Origin of the sequence: Cucumibacter marinus DSM 18995, from assembly GCF_000429865.1 — a bacterium.
GTDB classification, from domain to species: domain Bacteria; phylum Pseudomonadota; class Alphaproteobacteria; order Rhizobiales; family Devosiaceae; genus Cucumibacter; species Cucumibacter marinus.
Window position 1 is genome coordinate 415,102 of sequence record NZ_AUCR01000002.1, and the last position, 14,339, is coordinate 429,440.

Consider the following 14,339-nt stretch of genomic DNA (forward strand, 5'->3'; position numbering starts at 1 on the left):
CCCGGACACCATATCTCAGGGGCAGCAATGGAGGATCGATCTTGGGTTTAGGCATTCTGCTTGTCGTGGGGCTGGTGGCGGTAGCGCTGATCGGCGGTGTGGGCTTTCTCGAACAGCGGGACAAGACCAAGGCGCTCGACAAGGCCGTGCGCGAACGGGCCATCGCCTATACCGACCGGCTGCGCAGGGCGGACGCGACCGGCTATTTCCAGCACATGACCCCGGCGGAAATGAAGGACCATGTGGCCCAGAACATCCGCATCTTCCGCAACAAGACCCGGGCCCGGCGCCGGATGATCGCCTTCGGGGTCATCCCCGCGGCGGCGGTGTGCATCTACTTCCTGACCCAGAACGGCCCGCTGGGGCTGGCGATCGCCAGCCTGGCCTGCGGCGCGACCCTTTTCGGGGTCAACGAGGTGCTCAAGCGCTATACGCGCCGGGAGTTCCTCAAGCTGGGGCTCGACACACGGCAATTGCGGATCGACTGACCCTGGCTTCCCTGCTTTTCCGCTGAACGGCAGATGAACCGCCCGCCCAGTACCGGTTCAAGCGGGGTGGGGCATGCTCTTTCTCAACGCTGAAACGCGAGGAGGAGACAATGACCCATATCGCCCGTGACATCACTGCCCTGATGCTCGCCGCAGAGGCGCTGCCCACCGAGGTGCCGGAAATCAAGCGCCGGCCGGACAATCCCGAAATCGACGATCTGATCGCCGCCATGCTGGCGATCGCCCATCTCAAGCAGGAAAAGGCGGATGCCGCTCCAGTGGAGCCGGACTTTCCCGAGCACCTGTTTTCGACCGACGGGCTCGATATTACCCACTGAGCCCGTCAGCCAGATATCCCGCCGGAACCTGTTTGCGTCGTGGTCGCGTGTCCGAACCGGAAAACCGCATGACACTTTTCCTGGACACGCTCCCGATTACTCGGCGGTGATCGTCCCCTTCATCGAGCTGTGGATCTCGCAATGATAGGGGTAGCTGCCAGCCTCGGTGATAACGATCTCGCCCACATCTCCGCCCGAGAGGCGCCCGGTATCGAAGGCACCGCCATCGGCGGTCGCAGTGTGGGGGGCGCTGTCATTGTTGGTGAAGCGCACCGTATCGCCGACCGCGACGGTCAGGCTGGCCGGGGCAAAGGCGAAATTGGCAATCGAAACCTCATGCACCGTGCCGCCTGTCGCCTCTTCCTCAGGCGCAGGCTCTTCCTGCGGCGCGGGTTCGGCTTCCATCTCCTCCATCGCGGGTTCTTCGGCGGGCTGTTCTTCAACCGGTGCCGGGGTCTCGGCCTCGGGCTCGGGGTCGGCCTGATTGTTGGAGCCGGAATTGTCGCAGGCGGCGAGCACAAACGGGCTCGCGGCGACGGGGATGAGGGTCAGAAAATGTCGGCGGTCCATGGCATTATTCCCTTCTGCTTGAACGCGCCACGCAGTTTTCAACCTGAACAAGGCTAATTCGTGTCAGCGAAGGGGGTGGCCGCCGGGCCCCGAGAATGAGGGGTAGGGGGCTGAGCCCGGCGGCCGATGCCGGCTAGACCAGATTGGCCAGCCGGGCAAACCATACGCCCGCGGCGGCCGACGCGGCGGTGAGCGCCGTGCCCCAGGCGATATCGACAATGGCGACGGCGGGGGTGAAGCCGCGCATGGTCGAAAGGTTGGTGAGGTCATAGGTGCCATAGGCGACGAAGCCGAGAACCGCGCCCAGCAGCGCTGCGCGCAGAATGTCGTTGCCCGCCGGGGCGGTCACCAGGATGGTGAGGCCGACCAGATAGGCCAAGTAGAACAGCCCCGCCACCGCCAGATTGGGATTGTCGAGCAGGAGCGAGCCGATCTGGGGCCGGTAGAAGGCCTTGCTCATGGTAGAGAGCCAGACGAAATCGGCGGCGAAAAACACGATCGCACTGCCGATATAGAGCACCAGATATTTGGTCATGTTGCCTGCCTTTGCCCTTTGCTTTGGCCGCTCGGTCGGGCCGTGTGTGACTTGCCGTGTGTGTCTTGCCATGTGTGTCTTGGCGTTAAGGGTGTTACGCGCGAGGGTGGAAATCGGATTTGTAGGGGTGGTTTTGTCGCCCTCTCCCTTCGAGGCTCGCCCTTCGACAAGCTCAGGATCGCCTCGCACCTCAGAGTGAGGCGGAGAGGGTGGGGGTGAACTCTTGGCACAGTGCAGCCCCGATTTCATCGTCACCCTCGGGCTTGACCCGAGGGTCCATGAGGCATCGCATGTGGTTCGGCGGTACTAACTAGTGACGAGCGGTTCCCGCGTGGCATCTCATCATGGATTCTCGCGAGTCTGACTGCCTCACGCCGGCAGGCTGCCCGAGCATGACGAAGATATGTGGGGCATCGCTTTCCTCCATTCGCTGCTTCCTTGTTTCGATCAGGCATCCCAACAGGCCCGGCAGGCTGTTGCCTCCGGGGTTTGCGAAAGAGCGGGAGTGGGACGCGGAACGTCTCATCCGAAACTAGTAAAAGCGAGGCACACCGCGTCCCACTCATCCGGGGTTTTGGGCTTGGACTGCGTCAACGGGCTGGGGTCAATCCCCGCTCTCTTTCGAGAGTACACCGCCGCCGTAACGGCAGCCGGCTCCGGCGCAGTTTTGGCCTCCGCTGGAGCGACCTCCATCGGACCCGGACCGGTCTATGAAGTTGGTCGGTTGGCGAACCGGACCCGAAGGGCCGCGCCCCGCGAACACCGCTTCACACTTTTCCTGCCAACCTCCCGCCGGAGCTCGTATGCATCCGCGCCCTGTTTGCGGGACCGTTCACAAAGGATAATTGGGTTCGAGAGGGCGGGGATAAGTTTCGTTGGCGGAGCGCCATCCCAACCTCAAACCTCATCCTGAGGCGGGAGCGCCACCGGCGCGACCCTCGAAGGACGCCCTCGCCCTTCGAGGCTCGGTTTCACCTCGCACCTCAGGGTGAGGGCTTGAGGGTGCATCCTACCGGGCCGCCCCGCACGGGCTGTGTTTCACTTCGCCGGCACGCGGTCCGCACCGCGCCAGTCGTGCCGGGTGCTGGCGATGGCGGCGGCGGTTATGGCCTCGATATCCGGGGTTTCACCGCGCTTGATAAGGGGCAGGGCGAGGCGGATGGCCTCGGCAAGCCCGGCGGTGACGCCCTCGTCGATGTGCTCGTCGATCCGGCGGATGAGGCGGGCGCGCAGCTCCGCCATGTTCTCGAATTCGGAGGCGGGTTCGGCCGGCTTGTCATAGCCCCTGGCCGCCCCATGGCGCGCGAGCGCCGCGCGGGCCTGGCCGAGGGTGACAGCGAGCATGGGGTAATCGGCGTCCGGGGCGAGGCGGGGGAGAGACTGGCGGGGGAGGGACTGGCGGCCACCACTGCCGGATCTGACGGCTCGCGTCACCTCCCGCAACAGGCGCTGCGCCAGCTTGAGGGTTTCGGGCGGCACGGGCACGGGCTTCGCCGCGCGGGCAGGGGCGGCGATGTCGGCGCCCAGCGCCTCCACCCGCGCCATCAGGGTCTCATAGGCTTCGCGGTGATCTGGGGTCTCGCGATGATCGGGCATGGCTCTCTCCTGTCTCAGCGCCGCCGGTGAGGCGGCTTGGGTCAACAGGAGAGTATGGGGCTTGTGGGGAGGGGCGGGGATTTCGAGGCGTTTCATCAATCGATCCGGTGGATCGATTGAAGCCGAGAAAGCCATGAGAGCTACGCTCGAGTGGCGGAGGCGTGAGGCCTCGCCGCGCAGGAAGGGCGGCAATGTCGGCGCCCGGCGCCTATAACCGCGGCAGCAGGTCTCACAATGATCGGGTGTATACGGCACCTGACCAAGACCTTATGTCGTGAAGTGGTTCGGTGCATATAGGTGCTTCGCTATCACCAAATGGCGATAAGCGATCGTTGAATAATAGGGGGCAATTACTCAGCAAAACGCCGTCATATCAGATGGGGTTTGTTTGACGACTATTTCCATTGTGCTAAAATTAAAGGCTTGAAGACCGGAGGCGGTAATGGACCTGATTGACGAAAAACAACTCGGTACCAAACTCTCGCAAAGAGCGCTCGACAAATTCCTAAGTATCGTTGGAGCGGAAATATCAAAGAAGTGGGCGTCGTATAGGAATTCGTTAGAAAAAACTTTTTCGATTTACATAGAAAATAAATATACATGGTGTAGTATTGTTAGAAACATACCTAATGATTTGCACACAGTGCCAATTGAGGACATATATGTTAGAAATTTTGTCTTAAACGGAGAGTCGCTATCAACCGAAGCAGATGTGATACGTGATCTTTTAGAGAGAAAAGATGGCCAACCAACCGTTCCTCAGGGCAAACTACAACTAGAATCGCATCGAAGGGCCAGAGCCATATTTGTCCAAGGCAGAGCTGGGGCTGGAAAGTCGTTTTTGCTGCGGCACATCTATATTCAAATATGTAAATCAGACATCGATAGGATACCTGTACTAATTGAGTTGAGAAACTCGAATAATATTAAGCTAACAGATATATCCAATATTATTCAAAAAGAATTTGAAGATCATGGCTGTAGTATATCATTAGCTCAAGTGCACGATGGTCTTGAGAATGGATTATTTGCTGTCCTTTTGGATGGATTTGACGAGCTAAAATGGAATATTCAATCTCATTATTCAATTGAGATAGATAAATTTTCCAAAAAATTTGGAAAATGTCCAATTCTGGTAACCGGTCGACCTCAGCATGAGGTCTATTCGTGGTCTCATTTTGAGATTATGAAGATGTCACCTTTCGATATCGACAGAGTCCAGGAGCTTGTTTCAGTCCAAAATATTGACGATTCAATAAAGGATAACTTTAAAACTCAATTGCGGGAATCGTTATTTTATACTCATAGAGAATTTTTGGAAATACCGCTTCTGGTAATTGTTATGCTAATAACATTTGGTGAAATTGGTGCAATATCTAGCAAAAAGCATGAGTTTTTTGATGATGTTTTAGGCGTACTTTGGCGAAAGCATGATGCACGTAAGAATGGCTTCGAAAGACAGAAATACACTGGTTTAGAACTTCATGATTTCAGAAAATTAGTTGCTACTTTCTCGATATCTTCGTACCTAGGTCAGGATTTTTCGTTTACCGATCGGAAGTTTCGGGAGCATTACCAGGCCGCGTGTGGGTTGGCTGGTCTGGATGTTGAGTTCGAATTGTTCTTTAAGGATATGACTATATCGACATGTTTGATCGTAGAGGACGGTGATTACTTTAAGTTTATACATCGGAGTTTTCAGGAATTTTTCGCGGCGGTATATATTTGTGAATGTATGAATGAAAGTCCTGCGGAAATTTTAGATCTCGTGGCGAGAAGATTTGAGACAGATAATGTCATATTTATTGCGCATTCTATAAAAAGAACACTCGTTGAAAATATTTGGTTACTTCCAATACTATCAGAGATTGAAGGTATCGATGACGGATCACATAGGCTTGTCGAGTATGCATCGAAATTTGGTGTTGTAGCAAATTCTAAGAGTAGTCGTATTAGTCTCGCAGTACGTATAGTTAGGGCGCTGTATGATCTTGAGCCGGGAGATGATTTGCTACGTGCTCGATGGGATGCGCTATGGTCTTCCAAGCCGCAGCTTATTCAGGCAATGAATATGCAGCGGGAAATGGTGGGTGACTGGAGGGTATTCTCGAAAGACCTGTCTAATATTCTTTCAAAAATAGAGGCTATGAAACAGCGTGTGGAACAAGAGGCCGCTGCAAAGTTAGCACTTTTGGGAAAAGCTTCCCGATCTTGAGCTGGAATGAACAGCTCGAAGCGTAATTTTCTATTTGACTACGGCATGTGATCTCGTGTCAGGCCCGGGACGGCGCGAGGAGGTGGCGCCGCTCGTTTCGCCCCCACAGCGTCACCACCCGACTTGTTCGGGGGTCCACTCATCAACAGACGGTGTTCGCCTTTTTTGGATTGCCCGGATAAACCGGGCAATGACGAGGGAGGATGCCGGCAGGCTGGTCGGGAATGATGAGGGAGTTTGTGTATAAGGCTCACCCTCGCCCTTCGACAGGCTCAGGATGAGGGTTCGCTTGCTGGCCGGGGATCCCGTTGCCCTAGGCAACTTCCCGGCGTTCGAAACCTGGCTGCCCTTCAAGCGTAGCTTTCAGGGCGTTCGTGCACTTGATTTGATCCACCGGATCAAATCATGCCTGCGGCACCGTTTCTCACTCCCCCAAAGGGAGAGGTGTGGTCGGTGCCAGGGGGAACGAGGTCCCGGATCAAGTCCGGGACGGCGCGAGGGTGGGGCACTGCATCCCCAAAGAACGGGCGTCACCCCGGTGAAAACCGGGGTCCAATCGCGGGCGCTGGGATGAAAGGCGCTGGCGTTTTGCCTTGTTGCTGATGCGAGTGGATCCCGGGTCAAGCCCGGGATGACGTCGAGTATGTGGCAGCTACTCGCCCAGGTGACTTTCCAGCGTATCCAGTTCCATTTCCTTTAGCCGTTTGACCTCGTCGCGAAGTCTTGCCGCCTCCTCGAACTCGAGGTTGGTGGCGGCGTCGCGCATGCGGGATTCGAGGTCCTTGATGGTGGCGGCGAGGTTGTCGCCCACATGCACATCGGTGCCGCCGCGGCCGGCCTTGCCGCCGATGCCGGTTTTCACGGTCACATGGTCGCCCTCATAGACGCTTTCCATGATGTTCTTGATGTTGGATTTGACCGTTTCCGGCGTGATGCCGTGTTCCTGATTATAGGCGAGCTGCTTTTCGCGGCGGCGGTTGGTCTCGGCCATCGCCCGCTCCATGGAGCCGGTGACGCGGTCGGCGTAAAGGATCACCTTGCCATCGGCGTTACGCGCGGCGCGGCCAATGGTCTGGATCAATGAGGTTTCCGAGCGCAGGAACCCTTCCTTGTCGGCATCGAGAATGGCGACGAGCGCGCATTCGGGAATGTCGAGGCCCTCGCGCAGAAGGTTGATGCCGACCAGCACGTCGAACGCGCCAAGCCGCAGATCGCGGATGATCTCGATGCGCTCGACGGTGTCGACATCGGAGTGCATGTAGCGCACGCGGATGCCCTGTTCGTGCATGTATTCGGTCAGATCCTCGGCCATCTTCTTGGTGAGGACGGTGAGGAGCGTGCGGTAGCCGGCCTTGGCGGTCTGGCGGACGGCGTCGATGACATCGTCGACCTGGTCCTTGGCGGGGCGGATCTCGACCGGCGGGTCCATGAGCCCGGTGGGGCGGATGACCTGTTCGGCGAAGACGCCATTGGTCTGCTCCATCTCCCAGGCGCCGGGGGTGGCCGAGACATAGACCGATTGCGGGCGCATGGCGTTCCACTCCTCGAAGCGAAGCGGGCGGTTGTCCATGCAGGAGGGCAGGCGGAAGCCATATTCGGCCAGCGTCGCCTTGCGGCGGAAGTCGCCGCGATACATGGCGCCGAGCTGGCCGATGGTGACATGGCTTTCGTCGACGAAGACCAGCGCATCGTCGGGCAGGTATTCGAACAGGGTCGGGGGCGGCTCGCCCGGCAGGCGGCCGGTGAGATAGCGCGAATAGTTCTCGATGCCGGCGCAGGAGCCGGTGGCCTCGATCATCTCGATGTCGAACAGGGTGCGCTGTTCGAGGCGCTGGGCCTCGAGGAAGCGGCCCATGCCGTTGAGCTCCTGCAGGCGGGCGGCGAGCTCGAGCTTGATGTCCTTGACCGCCTGGATGAGGGTCGGGCGCGGGGTCACATAGTGCGAATTGGCGTAGACCCGGACATAGTTGAGATTGGCGGCCTTCTTGCCGGTGAGGGGATCGAACTCGACGATTTCCTCGATCTCGTTGCCGAACAGGGTGATGCGCCAGGCGGCGCTGTCATAGTGGGCGGGGAAAAGCTCGATGGTGTCGCCGCGCACCCGGAAGGCGCCGCGCACGAAGGCGCTTTCATTGCGCTTGTATTGCAGCGCGACGAGGGATTTGAGCAATTCGTCGCGGTTGATCGACTGGCCCTTTTTGAGGTCGAGGATCATGGCCGAATAACCCTCGACCGAGCCGATACCGTAAATGCAGGAGACCGAGGCGACGATGATGACGTCGTCGCGCTCCATCAGGGCGCGGGTCGCCGCATGACGCATGCGGTCGATCTGCTCGTTGATGGTCGATTCCTTCTCGATATAGGTGTCGGTGCGCGGGACGTAGGCTTCGGGCTGGTAGTAGTCGTAATAGGAGACGAAATACTCGACGGCATTGTTGGGGAAGAAGGATTTGAACTCGCCATAGAGCTGGGCGGCGAGGGTCTTGTTGGGCGCCAGGATCAGCGCCGGGCGCTGGGTGCGGGCGATGGTCTGGGCGACGGTGAAAGTCTTGCCCGAACCGGTAACGCCGAGCAGCACCTGGTCGGTCTCGCCATTGTCGATGCCCTCGACAAGGTCGGCGATTGCCGTGGGCTGGTCGCCGCGCGGCTCGTATTCGGTGACGAGGTCGAAATTCTTGCCGCCCTCGAGCTTTTCGGGGCGTTCGGGGCGGTGCGGCTTCCAGGCTTCTGTGCCCTCGACCTCCTTGCGGCCATACTGGATGAGGTTTTCGAGTGCCTTGACGGTGGCGGAAACCCCGCCCGAGCCTTCGCCGGGGGAGGAGGCGATATCGGCGGCGCTGGCGATGCCGCGGCGCAATTGCTCAAGGGTCGCGGGATCCTTGGCGGCGGCGCGGGAGATATCGCGGGCGGTGAGCTCGCCTTGCGGCTTGTGGCCGAAGCCGGCCTGGGGCGGTTCCTCGAAGCCGGGCAGGTTGGTCGGGCGCTCGACGGCATTGGCCTTTGATTTCGGCGCCTTGAGCGTCATGCCGGTGGCTTCCGAGCGCCCGGCCTTCTTGGCTTTCTTCGCCTTTTCGGCCTTGGCTGCTTTGGCGAGGCGCTCGGCCTCGGCCTTTCTCGCCGCTTCCGCGTCTTCCCGGTCCAGCCGGCGCTTGTTCTTCATGCGCTGCTGGGGCAGGGGCTTGGACGCCTCGATATCCTCTGCCTTCTCGATCTCGGAGATGAAATCGTCGATGGAAAAGTCGGGTTTGGACGGGCGCTGGCTAGCGGGGTTCTTCTTGTCGGAAGCCATGATGTGACCTTTGGCGTGACCCTTGGTGTCGGCGCGTGAGACATAAGCACGAGCACCCTTCTCCTAAAGGAGGAGTGTGTCAGAATCTGTCAGGAGCCTTTGATATTCAGGCTAGCATGGCGGGAACCAAAGGGGAACAGGCGCGTGTTGTTCGTATCGCGCCTCGCCCTTCGTGGTTCGACAAGCTCACCATGAGGGCTCAGGGTGAGGGCTTTGTTTTGGGCAGTTCAGGTTGAGGCTTGGGAAGAGCCGGTTGCGGGTGGTGGTTCATGTAGCAATCAGCGCCAAGACCGCGTCGTCGAAGCTTTCCGCCTCGGCGGCAAGCCAATCGCGGAAGCGGGATTGGAGCGGAGAGAGGGGACGACCGGCGGTGCTGACCAGGCGGTAGCGATAGGCGGTGGGCAGGTTCTTTTCATAGCCAAACGGGGCCAGCAGCAGGCCCCGATCGATTGAATCGAAGGCTTCCGTGATGCCGCAGAGTACCAGCCCCTGACCGGCAAGGGCCGCCTGCAGGCCCGAGCTGATGCGGGAATAGCGCATGCCGGTCTCGGGCAGGGCGTAGGCCATGCCGAAATGCGGGCACCAGGTATCCCAGTCTGCCCATTGCGGATCTGGCGTGCGGTTCTCGAGCCTGACCAGGGGGACGCCCAGTACAGAGCGCGTGCTGGGCGAGAGGCCATGGCGCTGGGCAAAGCCCGGGGTGCAAAGCGGCAGGACGGCGTCGCCGAACAGATCGATGGCGCTGAGACCGTCGGCGGGTGGCGCGCTGTAGCGGATGGCGAAATCGAACCCTTCCGCGGCGATATCGACGCGCCGGTTGGCTGCTTCGAGCCGCAAATCGGCGCGGGGATTGTCGCTGTAGAACCCGGCAACGCGGCGGGTGAACCAGTTCTCGGCGAAGGATTCGGGCAGGGTCACCGCGATGCGCAGGCCCGAGTTTTCGTCTCTGAGCTCGGTCAGCGCCTCGGTGATGGCCGCGAAGCCGGCGGTCAGCCCGGCCTTGACGCGAAGGGCCTCCTCGGTCGGCTCGGCGCCGCCGGCGGTGCGCCGGAACAGCTTGCGTGACAGGAAGTCCTCAAGCCCCCGGATCTGCTGACCCACGGCGGCGGGGGTCACGCCGATCTCATCGGCGGCGGCCTTGAAAGAACCGGTGCGCATGACCGCTTCGAAGGCGCGCAAGGCGTTGAGGTGGGAAAGCTTCACGGCGCCAGACTAAAGATTTTCTATTGTCATGGCGAGGAAAACTGACCTGACTGGCTCGGATTTGTGACGCATCCTGTTTGCGAACACGCCCCTTGGAATAGATTTTGTTTCATAAGCCAGTGTATCGAACTGAAAGGAGGCCACATGTACACGCTTTACTGGGAGCGGTTGTCGGGCGCGATAGCCCCGCAGGTCATCATGGAGGAAATGGGCGTTCCCTATGACACTGTCTGGATCGACATGGCGTCGGGCGCACATCGGCAGCCGGGCTATGCCGACATCAATCCCGTTCGCCGTATTCCGGCGCTCAGGCTTCCCGAGGATACGGTGATTGGCGAGACCGCGGCGATCACGCTGGTGCTCGGGGAGCGCCACATCCAGCAGGACATCGTTCCGCAACCCGGCGACGATGACCGGGCGGTATTCCTGTTCTGGTTGTCGGCGATGGCGGCCAATGGCTATCCGCTGTTCACCCGGTCCTGGCACCCCGAACAGATCACGTTTGACGAGGCCGCCAACGAAACGGTGCGGCAGCGCGCTGAAGCCGATCTTGCGGATTTCTTCGCCATGATCGACCGTTCGATCTCCGGCGATCCCTATTTCCTGCCGCGGGGCTATTCGGCGCTCGATATCTATCTGACCATGCTGACGGAATGGTCCGCGGACCGCGATGCACTTTTTGCCGCCAATCCGCGGATTGCCGCTGTTTGCCGCGCGGTCGCCGACCGGCCAAGTTATCGCAAGGTGATGGCACAGCATCGTGAATGACTTCCCGAAGGGCCAACCCAGTGTGTCAATGCCTGAACCCTAGGTGGCTTGGCTTACCATTCGCCCTCGCCTTTCGAGGCTCGGCCCAGGGGGCCTTGCACCTCAGGGTGAGGGCGGGGGAGAAACGATCCTCGGTTCGGGTGGGGAGCGTGGTTGGCCTGGCTCGACGGGGTGGCTTGACCAGGGACGGGCGCTCGTCAAGGGTGGCGCTTCTGTGCTGAGTTGAGGGACGGCGGTCTGCCGGGCTGTAATTGCTGCATACACTTGCCATTTCCGGCTATCGCTCCATTCGCGATCTCGTGCTGCCGCTCGACCGGCTGACCCTGGTGACCGGGCGCAACGGGACGGGAAAATCGAGTTTTTACAGGGCTTTGCGGCTTCTGGCTGAAGTGGCCCAGGGCCGCGTGATCGCCTCGTTGGCTGCAGAAGGCGGACTCACCTCAACGCTCTGGGCCGGGCCGGAGAAGTTCTCCCGCGCGCTGAAGCAAGGCGAAGCACCGGTTGAGGGCTTGCGGCGGAAGGACAGTGTCAGCCTCAAGCTCGGCTTCGCCAGTGAAGACTACGGCTATGCGATTGACCTCGGCATGCCGAAGCCTCCCGCTGGGGCTTTTATGCTCGACCCCGAGATCAAGGCGGAAGCAGTGTGGGCTGGCGACGTGCTGAGCCGCCGCAATGTGTTCGCCTCACGCGCGGGCCCGAGCGTCACGGCGCTCGATCCCAGGGGGTATCGAGAGGTGATCACCGCCACCATGCCACCCTTCGAAAGCATGATGATGCACGCGGCGGACCCCAAGGGTTTGCCTGAACTGTTACACCTGCGCGAACGGATGCGATCCTGGCGGTTTTATGATCACTTCCGCACCGATGCCGAGGCGCCCGCGCGCCGCACCCGGGTCGGCACACGCACACCGATGCTTTCGGCTGATGGTGGCGATCTGCCGGCGGCGCTGCAGACCATCCGCGAGATCGGCGATCCCGATGGACTGAATGCAGCGATCGAGGATGCGTTTCCCGGTGCGTCGCTGGAGGTCCGGTCTGATAATGGCCGGTTCGAGTTGCTGATGGGGCAGCATGGGTTGCTGCGGGCCCTGGGCCCGGCCGAACTCTCGGACGGGACCTTGCGCTATCTGCTGCTGGTTGCTGCGCTGCTCACGCCCCGACCGCCTGAACTGATCGTGCTCAACGAGCCCGAAACCAGCCTGCACCCTGACCTGCTTGCGCCGCTTGCGCGCCTCATCGCGCGGGCAGCCAAGGAATGCCAGTTGGTCGTCGTGACCCATGACGACGCCTTGAAGCAGGCACTGTTGGCTGAAGACGCGCTGCACCATGAACTGGTCAAGGAACTCGGTGAGACGCTGGTGCCGGGCGCCGAGGAATTAAGCTGGACCTGGCCAAGCCGGTAGGGAAGGCGGTTCACCATCCGGGCAGGTCACTTCGACTGCGGGGCCAGCACGATTTCTACCGCAGCTGGCCAGTGAGGCTCATGATGGCGGAGAGGGCATCGCCCGGTTCCCGCCCCGCGGTGAAGGTGAGGACCGGTGTTTCCGGGTTGCCCTTCGGCCCGAGGGGCAGGGAAAGACTGGCCGACAGGCCAAGGCCGCGGGTGCCGTCTGACCCGAATTCGACGCTACCGGCGAAGCGCGATTGCAGACCTCCGGACCAGTTGAGATTGAGCGCTGCCTGCTTGGTCAGTGTCAGCTCGGGCACTGCGAAGGCGGGCAAACCCGATTGCAGGATAGCCCATTCCAGCCCGATCGTGCCTTCGAACCGCCCAATGGGGCCGGTGGCCAGATCACCCAGCAGGACAGGGTGACTGACAGTCGATTCAAGGATCAGAAGTCCCAGATCGAATGTGGACGGCGAAGACTTGTCGAGCGCGCTCCCGCTGGGCGCATCGCGTTTGGTGTGGCTGTAGGTCAGCCTGCCCGATTTGACGAGACGCCAGTCCCCGGGGAGGTCGAAAGCCTTGGCAAGGCCGGTCGAGGCGATGAATGTGCGGTGGCCAAAACCGGTGTCAGTGCTCGCTTCCACGATACCTGTGGTGCCAGCCTCGTAGCCCAGCATCACGTCCCAGATCAGCCCGCCTTCGCTCGTGAATTCGCTGAAGATTGCGCCACCGCCCAGTACGGTCTCCGAAGTGGTGTCGAGATCGGGTGCGGTGAGCGACGAGGCCTCCAAGCGGACAGCCGCACCCATTCGCGTTCTCTCGTTGACGGGAGCGAGAAAACCGGCAGCGATATTGGCGCGCAGACTGCTGTGGCCGGCCACCGGGCGGTCGACGCTTTCCCAAGTTATGTCGCCTTGGAGCCAGCTCTCGAAGCCATTCGGCTGGATATGGCGGAAGCCGAAATCGCCCTGATCGGCTGTCGGTGTCGGATCGAAATAGGCGAAGGCGGTGCCGGGCAGAGAGTGAGACGGACCATCAGCGATGTTGGATCCGGCCGGTGCGTAGTTGGACAGCAGGTCGGGCGACATGCCAACGCCGTCCAGTTGGTCCTGGATCAACAACAGGTACAGCAACTGGTCTCCGCCGAAATCCAAATGGCCCTGGTTTTCGGTGTCGTTGATGAATTGCCTGTTCTTATCGATTTCCGCCTCGAGGCGTTGGCGTTCGCCACGCGCCCAGTCATCCTCAGGGATTGAACCGTCAGCTATGCCCTTCTCCAGCGCATCGAGTTCTGCTTGTGCCTGTTCAACGGCCTTGAAGGCCAGGAAGACCCGAAAAACCATGTCGGCGACAGGCTGATTGGCGAACAGCGGGTCGTCTCTGAGCGGGTTGCGGACGAAGTAATTCTCCGGGAAGTTGCGCGTGGCGTCATGGGCAATGGTGCCGGTGACATAGTCGGTGCCAGAGCCAGGATCGGCGCTGCCGCCGCCGCCGCTATCGAGATCAGAGCAATCGACGAAGCCGTCGAAATGGCTGCCGCCAGCGGTGAAATTGAAGGAGAACGACTCCCCGGGAGCGAGCGAAATGTTGGTCTGGTTTCCGTCAATGCCCAAACCGAGTACGTCGAAGCTGTTCGACTGACCGGTATTGTTGGTGATCGTGATGTTCGCGGTGTCGCCCGGGTTGATGCGGAAGCCTGTGGCATCGCCGCCGCAATCATCGTCATTGGTGATCGAGATATTGATGTTCACCGGGGCTGCATGGGCCGGCGTTATCCATAGCATTGCCATTGCCAGCCCTGCGAATGCCGCCAGGGCAGGCGGTCGAGTGAACAGTCGATTGAAAAGCATGGCATCCCCCCAGGCCGTGCGTTCGCACGGTTGAGGCGAGCCTATTGGATGGAGATCGGCGGACAATCCGCACAATTGTGCGGGGGCAAAACCCGACCGG

The 14,339-nt window shown here is 60.3% G+C and carries 11 protein-coding genes; 5 read left to right on the forward strand and 6 right to left on the reverse strand.

The genetic code is table 11. The features are described 5' to 3' along the window. Positions 1 to 41: 41 nt before the first annotated feature. Positions 42 to 488, forward strand: a complete 447-nt coding sequence (locus G489_RS0105215; RefSeq protein WP_029040649.1) for a hypothetical protein — start codon at positions 42 to 44, stop codon at positions 486 to 488. A gap of 110 nt (positions 489 to 598) precedes the next feature. After that, positions 599 to 826 (forward strand): hypothetical protein, encoded by a 228-nt coding sequence (locus G489_RS0105220; protein WP_029040650.1) that lies wholly within the window; start codon positions 599 to 601, stop codon positions 824 to 826. Between the two features lie 96 nt (positions 827 to 922). Here the strand turns inward: G489_RS0105220 and G489_RS21615 are convergent, their stop codons facing one another. The 3 genes from G489_RS21615 to G489_RS0105235 form a co-directional block, all read right to left on the reverse strand. Then, positions 923 to 1,396, reverse strand: a complete 474-nt coding sequence (locus G489_RS21615) for a cupredoxin domain-containing protein (protein WP_051332325.1) — start codon at positions 1,394 to 1,396, stop codon at positions 923 to 925. 133 nt (positions 1,397 to 1,529) lie between these two features. Beyond that, positions 1,530 to 1,931, reverse strand: a complete 402-nt coding sequence (locus tag G489_RS0105230; RefSeq protein WP_029040651.1) for a DUF2177 family protein — start codon at positions 1,929 to 1,931, stop codon at positions 1,530 to 1,532. Positions 1,932 to 2,969: 1,038 nt separating this feature from the next. Beyond that, a complete protein-coding gene (locus tag G489_RS0105235) occupies positions 2,970 to 3,527 on the reverse strand; it encodes a hypothetical protein (RefSeq protein ID WP_029040652.1) in 558 nt (185 codons plus the stop codon). 442 nt (positions 3,528 to 3,969) lie between these two features. On the opposite strand from G489_RS0105235, the gene G489_RS22200 reads away from it, so the two are divergent. After that, positions 3,970 to 5,742 (forward strand): NACHT domain-containing protein, encoded by a 1,773-nt coding sequence (locus tag G489_RS22200; protein WP_081691409.1) that lies wholly within the window; start codon positions 3,970 to 3,972, stop codon positions 5,740 to 5,742. A 652-nt stretch (positions 5,743 to 6,394) separates the two neighbouring features. Here G489_RS22200 and uvrB read toward each other — a convergent pair. Both uvrB and G489_RS0105250 read right to left on the reverse strand, forming a co-directional pair. After that, positions 6,395 to 9,031 carry an excinuclease ABC subunit UvrB gene (uvrB, locus tag G489_RS0105245; RefSeq protein WP_029040654.1) on the reverse strand — a complete coding sequence of 879 codons (2,637 nt, stop codon included), beginning with the start codon at positions 9,029 to 9,031 and terminating at the stop codon, positions 6,395 to 6,397. A 267-nt stretch (positions 9,032 to 9,298) separates the two neighbouring features. Then, complete coding sequence (locus G489_RS0105250; RefSeq protein ID WP_029040655.1) at positions 9,299 to 10,234, reverse strand: LysR substrate-binding domain-containing protein; 936 nt, start codon at positions 10,232 to 10,234, stop codon at positions 9,299 to 9,301. Positions 10,235 to 10,378: 144 nt separating this feature from the next. Here G489_RS0105250 and G489_RS0105255 point away from each other — a divergent pair, with 144 nt between their 5' ends. Continuing rightward, entirely contained in the window at positions 10,379 to 11,002 is a 624-nt protein-coding gene (locus G489_RS0105255) for a glutathione S-transferase family protein (RefSeq protein ID WP_029040656.1), read from the forward strand. Positions 11,003 to 11,253: 251 nt separating this feature from the next. Continuing rightward, a complete protein-coding gene (locus tag G489_RS0105260) occupies positions 11,254 to 12,405 on the forward strand; it encodes an AAA family ATPase (RefSeq protein ID WP_029040657.1) in 1,152 nt (383 codons plus the stop codon). 55 nt (positions 12,406 to 12,460) lie between these two features. Here the strand turns inward: G489_RS0105260 and G489_RS0105265 are convergent, their stop codons facing one another. Then, positions 12,461 to 14,140 carry a hypothetical protein gene (locus G489_RS0105265; protein ID WP_155889314.1) on the reverse strand — a complete coding sequence of 560 codons (1,680 nt, stop codon included), beginning with the start codon at positions 14,138 to 14,140 and terminating at the stop codon, positions 12,461 to 12,463. Positions 14,141 to 14,339: the final 199 nt, after the last annotated feature.

What these genes read in the sequence shown, in the direction of transcription:
- G489_RS0105220 (WP_029040650.1), top strand. Translation starts at nt 599, where the DNA reads ATGACCCATATCGCCCGTGACATCACTGCCCTGATGCTCGCCGCAGAG.
- G489_RS21615 (WP_051332325.1), bottom strand. Translation starts at nt 1,396, where the DNA reads ATGGACCGCCGACATTTTCTGACCCTCATCCCCGTCGCCGCGAGCCCG.
- G489_RS0105230 (WP_029040651.1), bottom strand. Translation starts at nt 1,931, where the DNA reads ATGACCAAATATCTGGTGCTCTATATCGGCAGTGCGATCGTGTTTTTC.
- G489_RS0105235 (WP_029040652.1), bottom strand. Translation starts at nt 3,527, where the DNA reads ATGCCCGATCATCGCGAGACCCCAGATCACCGCGAAGCCTATGAGACC.
- G489_RS22200 (WP_081691409.1), top strand. Translation starts at nt 3,970, where the DNA reads ATGGACCTGATTGACGAAAAACAACTCGGTACCAAACTCTCGCAAAGA.
- uvrB (WP_029040654.1), bottom strand. Translation starts at nt 9,031, where the DNA reads ATGGCTTCCGACAAGAAGAACCCCGCTAGCCAGCGCCCGTCCAAACCC.
- G489_RS0105255 (WP_029040656.1), top strand. Translation starts at nt 10,379, where the DNA reads ATGTACACGCTTTACTGGGAGCGGTTGTCGGGCGCGATAGCCCCGCAG.